The organism is Staphylococcus ureilyticus, assembly GCF_002902235.1.
GTDB lineage: Bacteria > Bacillota > Bacilli > Staphylococcales > Staphylococcaceae > Staphylococcus > Staphylococcus ureilyticus.
In genome coordinates, this window is record NZ_PPRL01000012.1 from 14,886 (window position 1) to 29,861 (window position 14,976).

24 protein-coding genes are annotated in these 14,976 nt (G+C 33.1%); 18 read left to right on the plus strand and 6 right to left on the minus strand.

The genetic code is table 11. From position 1 onward, the window contains the following. The first annotated feature begins 37 nt into the window (after positions 1-37). Positions 38-1,435: a Fe-S cluster assembly protein SufB gene (sufB, locus tag CD150_RS01440; RefSeq protein WP_046207503.1), complete on the plus strand. Its 1,398-nt coding sequence runs from the start codon at positions 38-40 to the stop codon at positions 1,433-1,435. Positions 1,436-1,503: 68 nt separating this feature from the next. Here the strand turns inward: sufB and CD150_RS01445 are convergent, their stop codons facing one another. The 6 genes from CD150_RS01445 to CD150_RS01470 form a co-directional block, all read right to left on the minus strand. Next, positions 1,504-2,562, minus strand: a complete 1,059-nt coding sequence (locus CD150_RS01445) for a site-specific integrase (protein WP_073342926.1) — start codon at positions 2,560-2,562, stop codon at positions 1,504-1,506. Positions 2,563-2,618: 56 nt separating this feature from the next. Then, positions 2,619-3,116, minus strand: coding sequence for a restriction endonuclease subunit S (locus CD150_RS01450; RefSeq protein ID WP_073342923.1), 498 nt, complete (start codon positions 3,114-3,116; stop codon positions 2,619-2,621). Continuing rightward, a complete protein-coding gene (locus tag CD150_RS01455; protein WP_103161266.1) occupies positions 3,100-5,007 on the minus strand; it encodes an HsdM family class I SAM-dependent methyltransferase in 1,908 nt (635 codons plus the stop codon). The genes CD150_RS01450 and CD150_RS01455 overlap by 17 nt, the downstream gene beginning before the upstream one ends. Further along, positions 5,004-5,495 carry an ImmA/IrrE family metallo-endopeptidase gene (locus CD150_RS01460; protein ID WP_103161267.1) on the minus strand — a complete coding sequence of 164 codons (492 nt, stop codon included), beginning with the start codon at positions 5,493-5,495 and terminating at the stop codon, positions 5,004-5,006. Before CD150_RS01460 ends, CD150_RS01455 begins: the two co-directional genes overlap by 4 nt. Before the next feature lie 158 nt (positions 5,496-5,653). Beyond that, a complete protein-coding gene (locus tag CD150_RS01465; protein ID WP_073342914.1) occupies positions 5,654-5,902 on the minus strand; it encodes a hypothetical protein in 249 nt (82 codons plus the stop codon). An 88-nt stretch (positions 5,903-5,990) separates the two neighbouring features. Continuing rightward, positions 5,991-6,323, minus strand: coding sequence for a helix-turn-helix domain-containing protein (locus CD150_RS01470; RefSeq protein ID WP_073342911.1), 333 nt, complete (start codon positions 6,321-6,323; stop codon positions 5,991-5,993). Positions 6,324-6,516: 193 nt separating this feature from the next. On the opposite strand from CD150_RS01470, the gene CD150_RS01475 reads away from it, so the two are divergent. The 17 genes from CD150_RS01475 to CD150_RS01545 all read left to right on the plus strand — a co-directional run bounded on the left by CD150_RS01475 (position 6,517) and on the right by CD150_RS01545 (position 14,844). Then, positions 6,517-6,768 carry a helix-turn-helix domain-containing protein gene (locus tag CD150_RS01475; protein ID WP_103161268.1) on the plus strand — a complete coding sequence of 84 codons (252 nt, stop codon included), beginning with the start codon at positions 6,517-6,519 and terminating at the stop codon, positions 6,766-6,768. Further along, positions 6,769-7,671 carry a DUF3102 domain-containing protein gene (locus CD150_RS01480; RefSeq protein WP_073342908.1) on the plus strand — a complete coding sequence of 301 codons (903 nt, stop codon included), beginning with the start codon at positions 6,769-6,771 and terminating at the stop codon, positions 7,669-7,671. It begins immediately after the preceding gene. A gap of 2 nt (positions 7,672-7,673) precedes the next feature. Then, entirely contained in the window at positions 7,674-8,441 is a 768-nt protein-coding gene (locus CD150_RS01485) for a DUF6551 family protein (RefSeq protein ID WP_069973581.1), read from the plus strand. 131 nt (positions 8,442-8,572) lie between these two features. Next, on the plus strand, positions 8,573-8,761 hold the full coding sequence (locus tag CD150_RS13320) for a hypothetical protein (RefSeq protein WP_142219001.1): 189 nt from the start codon (positions 8,573-8,575) through the stop codon (positions 8,759-8,761). Positions 8,762-8,830: 69 nt separating this feature from the next. Further along, complete coding sequence (locus CD150_RS01490; protein WP_046208794.1) at positions 8,831-9,064, plus strand: hypothetical protein; 234 nt, start codon at positions 8,831-8,833, stop codon at positions 9,062-9,064. A 183-nt stretch (positions 9,065-9,247) separates the two neighbouring features. Beyond that, a complete protein-coding gene (locus tag CD150_RS01495; RefSeq protein ID WP_073342906.1) occupies positions 9,248-9,454 on the plus strand; it encodes a hypothetical protein in 207 nt (68 codons plus the stop codon). 4 nt (positions 9,455-9,458) lie between these two features. Continuing rightward, positions 9,459-9,635 carry a hypothetical protein gene (locus CD150_RS13325; RefSeq protein ID WP_169926873.1) on the plus strand — a complete coding sequence of 59 codons (177 nt, stop codon included), beginning with the start codon at positions 9,459-9,461 and terminating at the stop codon, positions 9,633-9,635. A 61-nt stretch (positions 9,636-9,696) separates the two neighbouring features. After that, positions 9,697-9,921: a DUF2483 family protein gene (locus CD150_RS01500; protein ID WP_073342903.1), complete on the plus strand. Its 225-nt coding sequence runs from the start codon at positions 9,697-9,699 to the stop codon at positions 9,919-9,921. Continuing rightward, positions 9,914-10,540, plus strand: a complete 627-nt coding sequence (locus CD150_RS01505) for a Sak single strand annealing protein (protein ID WP_073342901.1) — start codon at positions 9,914-9,916, stop codon at positions 10,538-10,540. Before CD150_RS01500 ends, CD150_RS01505 begins: the two co-directional genes overlap by 8 nt. Beyond that, positions 10,537-10,941 (plus strand): single-stranded DNA-binding protein, encoded by a 405-nt coding sequence (locus tag CD150_RS01510; RefSeq protein ID WP_073342898.1) that lies wholly within the window; start codon positions 10,537-10,539, stop codon positions 10,939-10,941. Before CD150_RS01505 ends, CD150_RS01510 begins: the two co-directional genes overlap by 4 nt. 13 nt (positions 10,942-10,954) lie before the next feature. Continuing rightward, positions 10,955-11,629, plus strand: coding sequence for a putative HNHc nuclease (locus CD150_RS01515; protein ID WP_073342893.1), 675 nt, complete (start codon positions 10,955-10,957; stop codon positions 11,627-11,629). Continuing rightward, on the plus strand, positions 11,622-12,413 hold the full coding sequence (locus CD150_RS01520) for a phage replisome organizer N-terminal domain-containing protein (protein ID WP_073342888.1): 792 nt from the start codon (positions 11,622-11,624) through the stop codon (positions 12,411-12,413). Before CD150_RS01515 ends, CD150_RS01520 begins: the two co-directional genes overlap by 8 nt. A gap of 4 nt (positions 12,414-12,417) precedes the next feature. Next, positions 12,418-12,774, plus strand: a complete 357-nt coding sequence (locus tag CD150_RS01525) for a replicative helicase loader/inhibitor (RefSeq protein WP_073342884.1) — start codon at positions 12,418-12,420, stop codon at positions 12,772-12,774. Then, the gene (locus CD150_RS01530) at positions 12,767-14,017 is read left to right on the plus strand and encodes a DnaB helicase C-terminal domain-containing protein (RefSeq protein WP_073342879.1); all 1,251 of its coding nucleotides are present in this window, start codon (positions 12,767-12,769) and stop codon (positions 14,015-14,017) included. Before CD150_RS01525 ends, CD150_RS01530 begins: the two co-directional genes overlap by 8 nt. Beyond that, positions 14,014-14,217, plus strand: a complete 204-nt coding sequence (locus CD150_RS01535; RefSeq protein ID WP_073342874.1) for a hypothetical protein — start codon at positions 14,014-14,016, stop codon at positions 14,215-14,217. The genes CD150_RS01530 and CD150_RS01535 overlap by 4 nt, the downstream gene beginning before the upstream one ends. Then, positions 14,214-14,432 (plus strand): DUF3269 family protein, encoded by a 219-nt coding sequence (locus CD150_RS01540; RefSeq protein ID WP_073342869.1) that lies wholly within the window; start codon positions 14,214-14,216, stop codon positions 14,430-14,432. Before CD150_RS01535 ends, CD150_RS01540 begins: the two co-directional genes overlap by 4 nt. A 10-nt stretch (positions 14,433-14,442) precedes the next feature. Then, the gene (locus CD150_RS01545) at positions 14,443-14,844 is read left to right on the plus strand and encodes a DUF1064 domain-containing protein (RefSeq protein ID WP_073342865.1); all 402 of its coding nucleotides are present in this window, start codon (positions 14,443-14,445) and stop codon (positions 14,842-14,844) included. The last annotated feature ends 132 nt before the right edge of the window (positions 14,845-14,976 follow it).

Below are 14,976 nucleotides of genomic sequence, written 5' to 3' on the forward strand. Positions count from 1 at the left end.
ACGCGAGTCGTTTTAATATATAAAAGGAGTGATTTAAATGGCTAAAAAAGCACCTGATGTGGGTAATTACCAATATGGTTTCCATGATGAAGATGTTTCCATTTTTAGATCAGAACGCGGTTTAACAGAAAATATCGTCCGTGAAATTTCAAATATGAAAGAAGAGCCAGAATGGATGCTTAATTATAGATTGAAAGCATTAAAACAATTCTACAAAATGCCTATGCCTCAATGGGGTGGCGATTTATCAGAATTGAATTTTGATGATATCACTTATTATGTTAAGCCATCTGAACAAACTGAACGTTCATGGGATGAAGTGCCTGAAGAAATCAAACGTACATTTGATAAATTAGGTATCCCTGAAGCTGAACAAAAATACCTTGCCGGTGTTTCAGCCCAATATGAATCCGAAGTTGTTTATCACAATATGGAAAAAGAACTTGAAGAAAAAGGTATCGTCTTTAAAGATACTGATACTGCATTAAAAGAAAATGAAGACCTATTTAAACAATATTTCTCAACAGTTGTGCCAGCTGGAGATAATAAGTTCTCAGCACTTAATTCAGCTGTTTGGTCTGGTGGTTCATTCATTTATATACCGAAAAATATTAAGCTAGATACGCCATTACAAGCGTACTTCCGTATTAATTCTGAAAACATGGGACAATTTGAACGCACACTCATCATTGCAGATGAAGGTGCTTCAGTTAACTATGTAGAAGGTTGTACAGCTCCGGTTTATACAACAAGTTCACTACACTCAGCTGTAGTTGAAATTATCGTCCACAAAGATGCCCATGTGCGTTATACTACAATTCAAAACTGGGCTAATAACGTTTATAATTTAGTTACAAAACGTACATTAGTACATGAGAATGGTAATATGGAATGGGTTGATGGTAACTTAGGTTCTAAATTAACGATGAAATATCCAAACTGTGTACTTATGGGTGAAGGTGCTAAAGGTAGTACGTTATCTATTGCCTTCGCTGGTAAAGGTCAAGTTCAAGATGCTGGTGCAAAAATGATTCATAAAGCACCTAACACTTCATCTACGATTGTATCTAAATCAATTTCTAAAGACGGTGGTAAAGTAATTTATCGCGGTATCGTACACTTTGGTCGTAAAGCTAAAGGCGCACGTTCAAACATCGAATGTGATACTTTAATTTTAGATAATGAATCAACTTCAGATACAATTCCATATAATGAAGTATTTAATGATAATATTTCATTAGAACATGAAGCTAAAGTATCAAAAGTTTCTGAAGAACAATTATTCTATTTAATGAGCCGTGGTATTTCTGAAGAAGAAGCTACAGAAATGATCGTTATGGGCTTCATTGAACCATTTACTAAAGAGCTTCCAATGGAATATGCTGTTGAAATGAATCGTCTTATCAAATTTGAAATGGAAGGCAGTATTGGATAGCTGTAAGTACTATCACTGAGCCATTTTACTTGTGGATAAGTGTCTACTGATACCATTTTGATACCATTTTATTTTTGAAAATTCTCGAAAACAGCGATAGCATCGTGTTTTTTCTGGGTATATAAATGGCTATAAGTTTGCATTGTTTCTGTTATTTGAGAGTGACGCATTAAAGATTGTAAGACAAAAATATCTACACCGTTGTTGGCTAAATAAGATGCGTATGAGTGTCTTAAAGTATGAACATCGTATTGTGGAAATACTTCTTTATATTTCTTTTGTAAGTGCTTATAGTGCTTAGGTTCCATTCCACCAAATATAAAGTAAGAAGTTTCATCAAAATATTTGTATTTTACTTTTTCTCGTTCGTATCTATTAGCTAACATTTGGTTTATGAAGCTTGGTAATGGTACAATGTCTTCAGAAGATTCGTTTTTGGCACGATTATAAATTTCTCTATTTGAGGTATCCATCGTTTTATTGATGGATATCTCTTTTTTATATTTGTTGTAATCCACCCAAGTTAAAGCCATAGCTTCGCCCACACGTAAACCCGTATAAAACATTAAATAAAGCAACTCTCTATAATCATCTTCTTTAATATTATTTATCTTATCTTCAAACTCCTCTCTTAACATATATTTAGGTTTAGGTTTCACTCTAGGAATGGGTGTAATTGAAATAGTCGGATCTATACGCAAACCAAAATGTTTTTTTGCGTGATTAATAACAACTTTGAAACTAGACCATATTGCTCTTGCTGTATTTGGGCTATCTACGGCACTCATTAAATATGTTCTGAATTCTTGGCATTGGTTTTGTTTAATTTGATTCATTTTAATATGACCGAATTTATCTTTAATATGTTTGTTATATTCATTTACTTTTCTTCGGCGTGTCTTTTTTCTCAAGTCCGTGTGTTCTAAATAATGATTAAATACATAATCAAACGTATTAGAATCACTGTAACCCGTCTCTATTTCTGTTAGAAAATTTGCTTCTGCTGATTTAGCTTCACGTTTTGTATTGAAACCACGTTTCACTTTCCGTTTGTTATTACCATATACATCTTTATAACGAGTGGAAAAATACCATTTATTTGTATTATCATCTTTATATATTGGCATAATTATCTATTCCTCCTAAAAAAAGTAAAAAATAATAAGGGTAGGCGAGCTACCCGTTAAATTCTATCTAGTATTTCATTCTCTTTTCGTTTCATGTATTGTTCCATGAACTCGTAATCAGGTTGACAAGCATTAACTGGTAACATTATTTTTTGTCTTTTAATTCTTGTTTGTGAAAATTTATAACCATAACTATATTTTTTCTTTGTAGCTTTTTTAATGGAAATAACGATAAACAAACCTATATATTTATTTAATTTAAACTTCGGAATTAATTTTTCTACATGGTCTGAAGCTGAAAATTTATTTAGTTGGTAAAAAATATATCCATCTGTTGCACTATCAATAGTTATCACGTTGCCTTCTTCTGTATACTCACTAAAAAAATTATCTATACCGTTATAGGTTGATTTAGTTGTAACATAAGGAAGTTGTTTCTCTCTTTTATTATTATTATTTTTAAGTAAATTTAACGGAGTTGTTTTTGTGCCTCCTATTGTAAATAATTCCTCTAACATAAACTCTTTCCATTCTCTATCACTCAGTTTCATCATCGAACAAATACCCCCTGCCGTGCAATTTCATATCAAATTCAAAAGATAAGTAATCAGCGATTGTCTTTTCAAAATCTTCTTCTGTAGGGATTTCTTCATTATAATAGAAGAAACTATGCAACCATTCGTCTTCCCATGTAATAGGGGCTTTAACTAAAAAATTAGTGTCAGCGTCTTCATAGTCATTGAGAACATTTAACAGATACTCTTTTTTAGATTTCTCTGTACCGTCTCCAACTAGCCCAACATGTTTACGTACGACATATCCATCATCAGAAAAGTTAACAAAGTTAACACGTTTCTTATCATCCTGTGGAATACCAGCGTTAAATATTGCTATACATGGATTAACACCTACACCATAGAAGGTATCTTTATTAAGTGTGATTACAGTTTCTAATGAGTTATTATCTAGTATTTCTCGCTTATAATTTTTATCATTCTTAGTTTTTCCTATCATTGTACTTTGTGGAACAATGGCAGCCAATTTAGCCCCAGATTTCATTAAAGATAATGTTTCATTAATAAAACTGATTTCTGACAGGTGGCTTAAATTTTTTGTTTTTGCTTGCGAGTAGGGTGGATTGATTAACGCTTTTGTAATTTTATCTGTATAAAAATCTTTTTCAACATGAAAAATGTCATCCCGCTTTAAATTACTTTTACCATCACCACGTAAAATCATATTAGTGGTAGCGATAGTAAATAGTTTTTGTTGCAATTCAATTCCATGTAGTTGTTTTTGTTTGATGTGAGCTTGTTTACTTTCATCTGTTGTTTGATTTAACATCTTATTCATTGCAGCAATTAAAAACCCACCAGAACCACAACACGGGTCTAACACATAATCATTTTCGTTAATGTCTATTAATTCGCACATTAAATTTGTAATGTGTCTTGGTGTTAATACAATACCTAAAGAATTTCCATCACTACCACCATATTTTACAAACTCACCGTAGAAGTTACCTAAAATATCCATATCAGAGTGTTTAATATTTTTCTTTAATTTTTCATTCAATTTGATGGTGAAGTATTTTAAGGGTGTCATTCCTAAATCTTCTCTTATTCTATTTAAAGTTAAGTCGTTTTGTATAAAAATAAAGTTATCTTTTAGTTCACCAATTTTAGCGTGAGGCATTAAGCTTTTATTTCTTAAATACTTATCGATAGCATCAAACAAAATTTCACCATCTTTTACGCCTTCACCTTGTAATCCTTGTAATTTATCAACATTAAAAATTACATCTTCATTTTCTAAAGCCAATAAAATTGCAGATACTACAGATGCTTTCTTTTCTCCTTCAAGCGACCCATAGTTTCTTAAATCTTCATGTAGATCAGCAGCTATTTTATTAACTTCTTTTAATTCTCTTTCTTCTTTTGGAAGCTCTCCTAGAACTGAAACAAGGTAAAATTCTTCTATATTTTCTTCTTTAAGATCATTAAGATTGTTTATATCAGAAATAAATTTGTATTCTTTTTGATCCACATAATAAATACTGATTTTGTTTGAGTGGCCATTTCCCGAAGCTCCAATAGCAAATGCTTTATCTATGATGTCAGTATTTTTGATAATATGTCTAGCGTAATGAATAGCTCCATTCACTGCATATTTTGGAACTATTTCAGGATTATCCAACGTTACATTGTCATCATTTGAATATATATGTAAATTGATATCATTTTTATCTTCTACTACAACAAAAAAATCATTACTAAAAAATGTGAATTCCGGTTTTCCTACATTGCCATTCAAACGTTTACTTGCTGTTTTTAATGCATTTTGTACCTCGATGTTACCACTAGACTCACGATAGTATTTAACGCCTAACGATTTTATTTCGTCGTTCATATATTCATCTATCCCAGATTTTTCGTTTGGTTTCATATGTATTCATCTCCTTTATCTAATAAATATAACATTTTATATTCAAACACACGTAACGGCTCAAGTTGTATTAAATAACCATTATGAAGTGTGGATAATCCATATCTGACTTTATAATGCTCAATACACTGTTGCACAAAACTTTCAGAAACCTCAAAAAAATTAGCCATTTCATATAAGTTATGGCAATTGTGTCTGAAGGCATCAATAATTCCTTGCAGCGAAACGATTTGTTCCATTGCATATCGTCTAGCATATCCTTCAAATTTTCTATTAATAAATTGTGTTTGGTCAGTGATATTACCATATGTAAGTTTGTGATGTGCTAATTCTTCTGCTAATGTTTCTAACTTAACTGCGTTGGATCTATTACTGTTGATATAAATTTCGTTATTGTAATACATACCTGATTGAAAACTAGGTAGCGTATCAGTTTCTATGATTGTTAAATGGTTATATTTACTAATTAATGCTTCGTATTTCCCCATATAAACACCCTTTATTATAAAAAGTTATAATTGGTAATAAGTTTGTGTTATAATATTGTTGATAGGATATCGGGCGCTCGTGGCTTCGTTATTTCAGAAACTATGCGTTGCACCTTCCTTATAAAAGGCTTGGCTCAAAGTTACCTTATCCAATGGACTTAGGCTTCCTTTGAATTCACCCGATGCAAACTATACATTACTGTATAGTAGGGCAATAAATTACCAGATAGCGAAACTTGTGGTCTTTCAAACTTAGGCGCTGTTATACGAGGAGATTCAAAATTACTGAATGATGTGATAGATTTGATAGCTTTATCCACTTCCTCTTTATGATTATTAACTTTAATGTTTAAGTCTAACGGCTTACCTAAAATTTTAGATGCATTAGTAGTAGTTCCGTTACTCAATTATGTTATCGCCACCGTTTTTTATCGGTGGCTTCTTTGTGTTTCCACAAAGTTCAGCATATGTCTTTATCCTATTAAACTATTACTTCTATTTACGTTTACTTTTTAGGTAGTTAATAAAATCTTCAACTTCTTGCTTTTCTTCATCAGTTAAATCTTCTTTATCAAAATGTGCTGCAATTGTGTCTTGTTCTGGTTGTTCTTGTTCATTTTCTTCAAACCCAAGTAAATATTCAGTACTAATATGAAGTGCTTTAGCAAAATCTTCTGCACGATTCAAAGGGAACTCTCTAGTTAAATTTAAATAACGTGATACAGCAGATTTAGCCATTCCCACACGACGAGCCAATTCACTAAGTGACATGTTTTGTTCTTTTAATGTTGTTTTAATTACCGTGATTATTTCATCATTTGTTCTCATTTTTAGTATCTCCCGAATAATTTATTTGTTCTTTTAAGTGAACATCTTGATTATAACATCGTTCCCAAAAGAATACAATATATAGGAAGAAAAAACTTTTTTGAGTAAAAAAAAAACAAAAGTGTTGACTAACGAGAACGAAGCGTGTTAAGTTATATACAGTTCTCAAACGAGAACGATTGGAGGTGACAACATGATACTGAATCTCAAGCGATTGAGAGCCGAAAGAATTGCTTGTGGAATTACGCAAGATGAGATGGCTCACAAAATGGGGTGGAAAACAAGAACACCTTATGCCAAAAGAGAAAACGGATTTGTAGATATCGGTGCAAATGAGTTTATAAAAATGGCTAAAATATTAGGTTACGAAACTAATAATTTAGATATTTTTTTTACACACAATGTTCTCGATAGAGAACAAAATAAAAACAAGGAGGTAAATTAATTGAATGAATTACAACTAAGCGATGACTTAACAACTATTGAAACTGAAATTAAAAGTTATCAAAACATTGCGGGTCAATCGATATTCGAGATTGGGAGAAGATTAAAGCATGTAAAAGAGAATGACTTAGTACATGGAGAATTCAGAAATTGGGTTGAAAAAATTGGTTTGAGTAAAAGCTCTGCAAATAGATTTATGAAAATAGCTGATAATCCAAAACTAAATGACCCATCGCTGGGACATTTAGGAACCAGTGTACTTTACGAATTAGCAACGTTAGACGAAAAGGAACATGACAAAGTCTATGAAACAAAAAGCGGAGAAAATAAAAAAGTTACTGAAATGTCCCAAAGAGAAATTCAGGAGTTAAAAAAACAACTAAAACAACGTGAAGAAGAAAAATCAGAACTCGAATCGCAATTAGAACAAGCGCAACATTCGGAATCAATCGCACGTAAACAACTAGAAGATGAGGAAAACAAGGAACCAGAAGTAGTCGAACGATACATGGAACCTGACGATTACGAAACAGCGAAGGAACAAGCAAAGAAATTGAGTCGAGAGAAAAAGGAACTCGAACAAAAAGTTAAATTCTACGAATCACAACGTCATAAGGAGGAGCCAGTGGTTGAAAAACAAGAGGCAGAACAAGATAAACCTATCGACGCAAGAGAACAAATCAATAGAGACTCAAGAGCAGTAGAGCCTGAAGTTAGACGCATGATGCAATATGAAACTTCGGCAAACGCATTAGTAAGTGCATTAGAAGAAATTATCGATATACACGATAGAGAAATAGATGATTTCGAAGTTTTCGATAAAGTCTTATCAACTTTAAATTACAAATCATTAAAACAAGCACAAGAAAAAATAAATCACTTTATAAAAGTAGGAGGATATTAATTATGAAATTAAGAAATTTAAACGTAAACGAATTACAAACAGATATGAGTTATCAGTCGCCAGTAAAAGAGGTGCAAGTCAAGCGTATTGTGAATAACTTTGACGAGGCTTCAATTGACTCAATCGTAGTTAATAGACGAGATAACGGCTACTACTACATCATTGATGGTCAACATAGAGTACAAGCATTAAAAGAACTAGGAATTGGAACAGTACCTGCTAAGGTTCACGAAGGATTAACTGTTACAGAAGAAGCTAAACTTTATAAAAACATCAACACTAGACCTACTAAATCTCCAAACTCAATGGCAAAAGCAAGTTTGAAACAAGGGGATGAAAATGCAGAACTAATTTTGTTCAGTGTATTAGAAGCTGGTTTAGACATCGATTACGACAATAACAATCCAACACAAAATTATATAACTGCTTATCGTTCACTAGAACGTGTGTACAACAAATATGGTAGTCGTGGTTTGACTGAAACACTAACTTTCATTAAAGACTCATTCGGTGTAGAAAGAACATTCTTTCAAGGATACATTATGGAAGGTTTTGCTAAGTTTCTAGCAACTTACTACGACGTTCTAAAAAAGGATAACTTACTGAAGAGATTACAACAAAAAGGTTTCGACAACTTAATGGCAGATGTTAATAAGCAACGTCCAAATTTTAATTCAAAAAAAGAATGCCTGCCATTTGTACTGACAGACATCTACAACAAAAATCGTAAAAAAGATTACAAATTAGACAAGAAACTCTTGTTTATCTAATTATACCACATGGGGTGGTTACTTGCCACCTCAATTATTACACATATTGTGTGTAGAAATAAAAGGCTGTCCATAATGTGGACACCCTTAAAGAGGACCACATCACAAATCGAACAATAGGAGGAAACGGAATGAACAAATTACAACCAATCAAAAAAGCAATCATCCTATACACTGCTGTAACAGTAATAGAACAATTGCTTAATCGACCTAAGAATTATCTAAAAGACAATTCATTTGTTATACCAAGTGATGCTAAAAATGCTACTAATTCTGCTCGTCGTCTTTTAAAAGCAGCATCGCAGTATTGTAAGAAATAGATTGAGAGTATTTTTTACTAAGTTCGTAGAGTGATAAATAAAAAAAATAGAAATATAGGAGAAAACGGAATGAACAAATCAATTAAAAAAGCACTCTTAATAGCAACTACTGCAATAGTTACTAAAAAGGTGCTTGATAAAACAAGAAACAAAGTAGTACATCATTTAATTATTAATGAGAAAGACCTTGAGATAAAACAATTAAAAATTAAAAAAGCGATTCGTGAATTAGAAGAAGCTGAATCGACAATAAATTCATTAATTGAAGAAGGGTTCCCTTTTAATACTACTTTTTCAGAGTGAAATCGAGTTTACATCTTGAACAACGGTTATGTTTTTTCTTAGTAGAAATTTTCATACGTTTACCACAATTAGGGCAAGATGTCTCAATAGTCACATGATCTTTGGACATAAGTATCACCACCCACTATCGCAGTAGCGATAAAAATAGTATAGCACAACCTAAAAACGAAAGGAGTGATCGTAATGATTAAAAACGTACTAACTTCAAAAGAAGTAGCAAATGTATTGGAGGTCTCTGCCTCTACCGCATGCAAATATATCAAGCGCATGAACGAAGAAATGGAACAACAAGGATACTTTACTATTTCAGGCAGAGTGCCAGTTAAAATGTTCCAAGAAAAATTCCCGTACCACAAAATACCGGAAGAAATATTAAAAGGAAAGGAGTGATTACATGAGAACACTATTAACATTTCTATCAATGCCATTCTCAACAATAGCGATAGGCTTAGCAACAAACGATTTCTTCATTGGTATGTTGTTAGCAGTAATGGCAGGTTTCGGATTGTATTGGTTCTGGGATAAGTTTTTCGATGCATTAAAAAAGACTGAAAGCAACGGCAATTGCTAACAGTCAAACGATTTACAAAATATACAACTTAAATATACACGGAATTGAGGTGTTTCGTCAAATGGCGAAGGAAACGGTAACTTATATCATTCGGCACAGAGAAATACCAATTTATATAACGAACAAACCTAGTGATGCTAATCCAGATACAAATTATTCCACTAACATAAGTAGAGCTAGAGAATTCGATGGAATGGAAGAAGCAAAAATTAATATGGACCATCACATAGCTATAAAAAAGACGGTCATAGAAACAACGGAATACGAGGAGGTACAAGATGACTAGCTTTATCGAAAAATTTAACGAACTTAATTCACGTAACGTAAACGAACACGTTGAACAAAAAAATGGTCTCAACTATTTATCTTGGGCATATGTTCAACAAGAATTAACTAAATTAGATGAAAATTTTCAACACAGATTCATAGAATTTCCTTATACAGACAGTGAACGTGACGACATTTTCGTGCCTTATTTAAAGACAGATGAAGGTTATATGGTTTGTGTGGAAATCACATTATTTGGCGTTACCAAAAGAGAGTGGTTACCAGTATTAAATTACAAAAACCAAGCAATTCCTAAAGGATCAGCTACAACTTTCGACATAAACAAAAGTATGAAAAGAGTAATGGTAAAATGTGCAGCTCAATTTGGTCTAGGAAACTATTTATATTTGGGTGAGGATGCACCAGATGCTAGTGATAATGACAGAACAGAATTAGAAGATAAGATTAATCAATTTGTTAGTATCTCGCAAGAAAAAGGCCGTGACGCAACATTAGACAAAACAATGCGATGGTTAGGTATATCGGACATGAACAAAGTATCACAAAAAGAAATAGCACAAGCACACGCGAAACTAGATGCAGGACTAAAACAATTAGATAAGGATGATGAACAATGAACCAATTCAACGGAGTAGGAAACTTAGTAGCAGACCCAGAATTAAAAGGACAAAACAATAATGTAGTTAATTTCAGAGTAGCAATACAACGAGCGTTTAAGAACAAGCAAACAGGAGAATACGAAACAGATTTTCTAACTTGCGTAGCATTTGGCAAAACAGCAGAAATCATCGCTAACAACTTTAGTAAAGGTCAGAAAATAGGCATTACTGGTTCAGTACAAACTGGAAGTTATGAAAACAAAGAAGGTAATAGAGTTTTCACTACTGATATTGCAGTTAATCAAGTAACTTTTGTAGAACGCAAACAGCAAGGTAATAAACCACAGCAAGCACAAGCTAAAGATAATCCATTTGCTAATGGTGGTGCAGATATTTCTGAAGATTCGTTACCGTTCTAAAAGGACTGATTAAATGGCTCAAATTAAATCGTACATCCAGCAAGATGATGGCACAATAACTGCTGTCATCACTGGATTAACTTTAGAAAATAAAGACTACTTACTGTTAGATAATGGATTAGAAGTAGAATGCGACGTAATCGTAAGTGATCCTTACAAGATAACTGATAAACAACGTCGAAAAGTGTTCGCAATGATAAGAGATATATTCAATCACTATGGACAACCAATGGATTATTTAAGGTATATGTTCCAAAAACAACTAGAGTTCTTGCACGGCTATGAACCTATTTCATTAAGTAACTGCAGTAGACGACAAGCCAGTGAATTAATCGAGTTGATACTTGATTTTATATTCACAAATAATATACCTATCCACAAAGCCACTAGCGACCTTATGAGCAACGATAAGTATTTTATATATAAATCTACCATAAACAGAATATGTGTCGTCTGTGGGGCTAAGAATGCCGATTTAGCACATTATCAAGCAGTAGGTAGAGGACGCAACAGAAACAAGATAGATCATTACGGAAACAAAGTATTAGCACTATGTAGATTCCACCACAATCAACAACACAACATGGGAATGGATAGCTTTAATAAGTTACATCATTTAGAAAACTCTTGGGTGGAAGTGGACGAGAAACTGAATAAGATGCTGAAAGGAGTAAAAGTGAATGACTGAAGTGTCATGGATTAAGTTGAAAGTTGGAATGTTCGATGATAGCAAAATTAAGTATATAGAAGCTTTGCCTGAAAGAGATACAATCATAACAATTTGGGTTAAGTTATTAACTTTAGCTGGCAAGTACAACGAACAAGGTTACATCATGTTATCGGAAAACTTACCTTACAACGAAGAAATGCTAGCGAATGAATTTAATAGACCACTTAATTCAATCAGACTAGCATTACAAACATTTGAAAAATTAGGAATGACAGAGATTGTTCAAGGCGTAATCAAAATATCTAATTGGGAAAAACACCAGAACATTGAAGGTTTAGATAAGATTCGTGAACAAAATAGATTGCGTAAACAAAGGCAACGAGAAAAAGAACGACTATTAACAGATGGTCACGTGAAGTCACGTGACAGTCACGCAACAGAAGAAGAATTAGAAATAGAAGAAGAAATAGAAGAAGAAAGAGATAAAACACCTTCCCTTCCTTACAAAAAAATAATCGAACATCTTAATAATAAGGCTGATAAAAAATACAAACATACAACTGGTAAAACTCAAACGTTAATAAAAGCTAGATTTAACGAAGGATTTACCGAAGATGATTTCATAAATGTTATAGACAACATGGTTAAAGAGTGGAAAGGCGATAACAAAATGGACAGATATCTAAGACCAGAAACATTATTTGGTACAAAGTTCGAAAGTTATCTAAATCAAACAACAACAATTACTAATAAGAGCGATGGAGATAGTTTCTTTAATCAACTTATCAACGGGGAGGATTAACTAAATGACTATGAATAAAAAAGAAGCTGCAACAATCATGAGTTTAGTTGATTCTGCTTACAACATGAATTTTGCTAAAGACGATTTGAAAGCTAGATTGTGGGTTGAACAACTTACTAAGTATGGTGATTACGATAGATCATTACACAAGACTAAAAAATATATACGTGAACATAAATTTAAACCTACTGTTTCAGAAATTATGGACAGTAAACCTAAACAGTCAAATGACATCGTAATACCAGAAGAAGAAACTCACGAGTACAGAATGAAACATGATGCTGAATATGCCAAAAATCGTGAAGCATTAAAAAATAAATGGCAACAAATGAAACAAGAATGGATGAATGAAGATGACTAATATAAATGTATTAAGCACCGAAGAAGCCATTGTTTCCAATCTTATGCGTAATCCAGACTTACTAGGCAAGTTGAAACTTAAACCACAAATGTTCACAGATCAAAAAATTCAAGAGTTTATCAAATATGTAATGAACAACGGGAAAGTTGATGTAAACCAAATTTATTACAAAAGTCGTGAAGATAAGAATTTTATATCCACACAACGATTAGGTGATTTATACAATTCGGACGGCACATCTAAAGTTTTCTTTATGCAGGATCAAATGAACTTGCTAGAAAATTATGTGATAAGAGAAGCTGCACAACAGACATCTGAATATCAATTGAGGCCTAACCGTACTAACTTTAAGTATCTGATAGAACAGTTACAAGAATTAGACAACATGACAATTGATAAAGACAATCCTACTGATAATTACTTGGTGGAGGTCATGGACAACATACTAAGCGACAAGCCAAAACAGTTTATCAAGACTGGTATTAATTCGGTAGATAACAGAATTATGGGGTTTGAAGCCGGGCAACTGAATGTGTTAGCTGGACGCCCAAGTACTGGAAAGACATCTTTAGCGTTAAATATCATGTGGAACATTGTCTTAAAAGGTTATCCTACTACATTCTTTAGTTTGGAAACTGGTGGTAATAACATTGTTGAGCGTTTGGTATCGAGTATAACGAACATTCCGTTGCACAAAGTTAAACAAGCTGATGGTATAAGCGATAAAGAAACAAGCGACATCATGACTGCGATAGACAAAATCAAGAAACACAACAACTTGCGCATAGAAGATACAGCACAGATTACACCACAAGATGTGAGAGAAAGAGCAACGGCTCAATCAGATTTACCACATGTAATATTCATCGACTACCTTACATTGATGCAACCAGATATACCACAACGTGATAGACGACTAGAAGTAGAAAAAATATCACGTGACTTGAAAATCATTGCTAAAGAAACAGGTAGCGTAATTATAGCGCTATCGCAATTAAGTCGTGGTGTTGAATCAAGACAGGATAAGCGACCAATGATGAGTGATTTAAGAGAAGCTGGTGGCATTGAACAAGACGCTAATATGATTTTCCTGCTATATCGTGATGATTATTACGATAAAGATCTAGTAGATAATGAAACAGGCAAGTCTGATATAGAGTTTATCATCGCTAAAAATAAAGACGGTGAAACAGGAACGGTCGGATTAGAATTTTATAAAAAATCACAGAGGTTTTACGGATGAAAATAGCAGAGTTCCAACAATTACTTGGATATCTATTCAGAACGACATACAAAGGTGATACAGACGTTCAAACGTGTTTATTGGAATTAGGCTACGCAGTTAAGAGATTGCTTGAAAATGGACGTCTAACGCCCTTTGACGACTATGACGAAAACAAGCAAATGATTTTCAAAGAATATAGAGGTGTGAATATAAAATGATGCAACAATATTTTTTATATAGAGATAATGACGAAAAAGTGATTTCGGTTGTACCACTAGAAAACGGACTGAATGAAGTAGGCAATTTCACTGGTGCTTACTTTGCAGGACCAACCAAAGAAATGACAGACGATGAATTAATGCATTTCAAATCAGTACACAATTTGTATTACGAACAAGAACTTGGATCACAAATAAATATATTCGACTTGTAGGAGTGACGGAATGAGCAAATACAACGCTAAGAAGGTTGAGTACAAAGGGATTGTATTCGATAGCACAGTAGAGTGTGAATATTATCAATATTTAGAAAGTCGATTGCATGTAGACGGTTACGACTATATTGAAACACAACCAAGATACGAGTTGATACCTAAGTTTGGTAAGCAACGTAAATCAGAATATATTGCAGATTTTGCATTATGGAATGATGGCAAATTAATCGAGGTCATAGACGTTAAAGGAATGGCCACAGAAACAGCTAAATTGAAAGCGAAGATATTCCGATACAAATATCAAGATGTGAAGCTAACGTGGATATGTAAAGCTCCTAAATACACAGGTAAGCAATGGATAACTTACGAAGATTTAATTAAAGCTAGACGAGAACGCAAGAAAGCGAAGTGATCTAAATGAATGAAGAAACAGCAACAATTCGATATAAAGTCTACGTTGAGAAGCGAGTGTATGTTAATCACGATGACGATGATAATACTGCCGCTGATAAGATACACAATCAGATGTGGACGAATAAAGAAG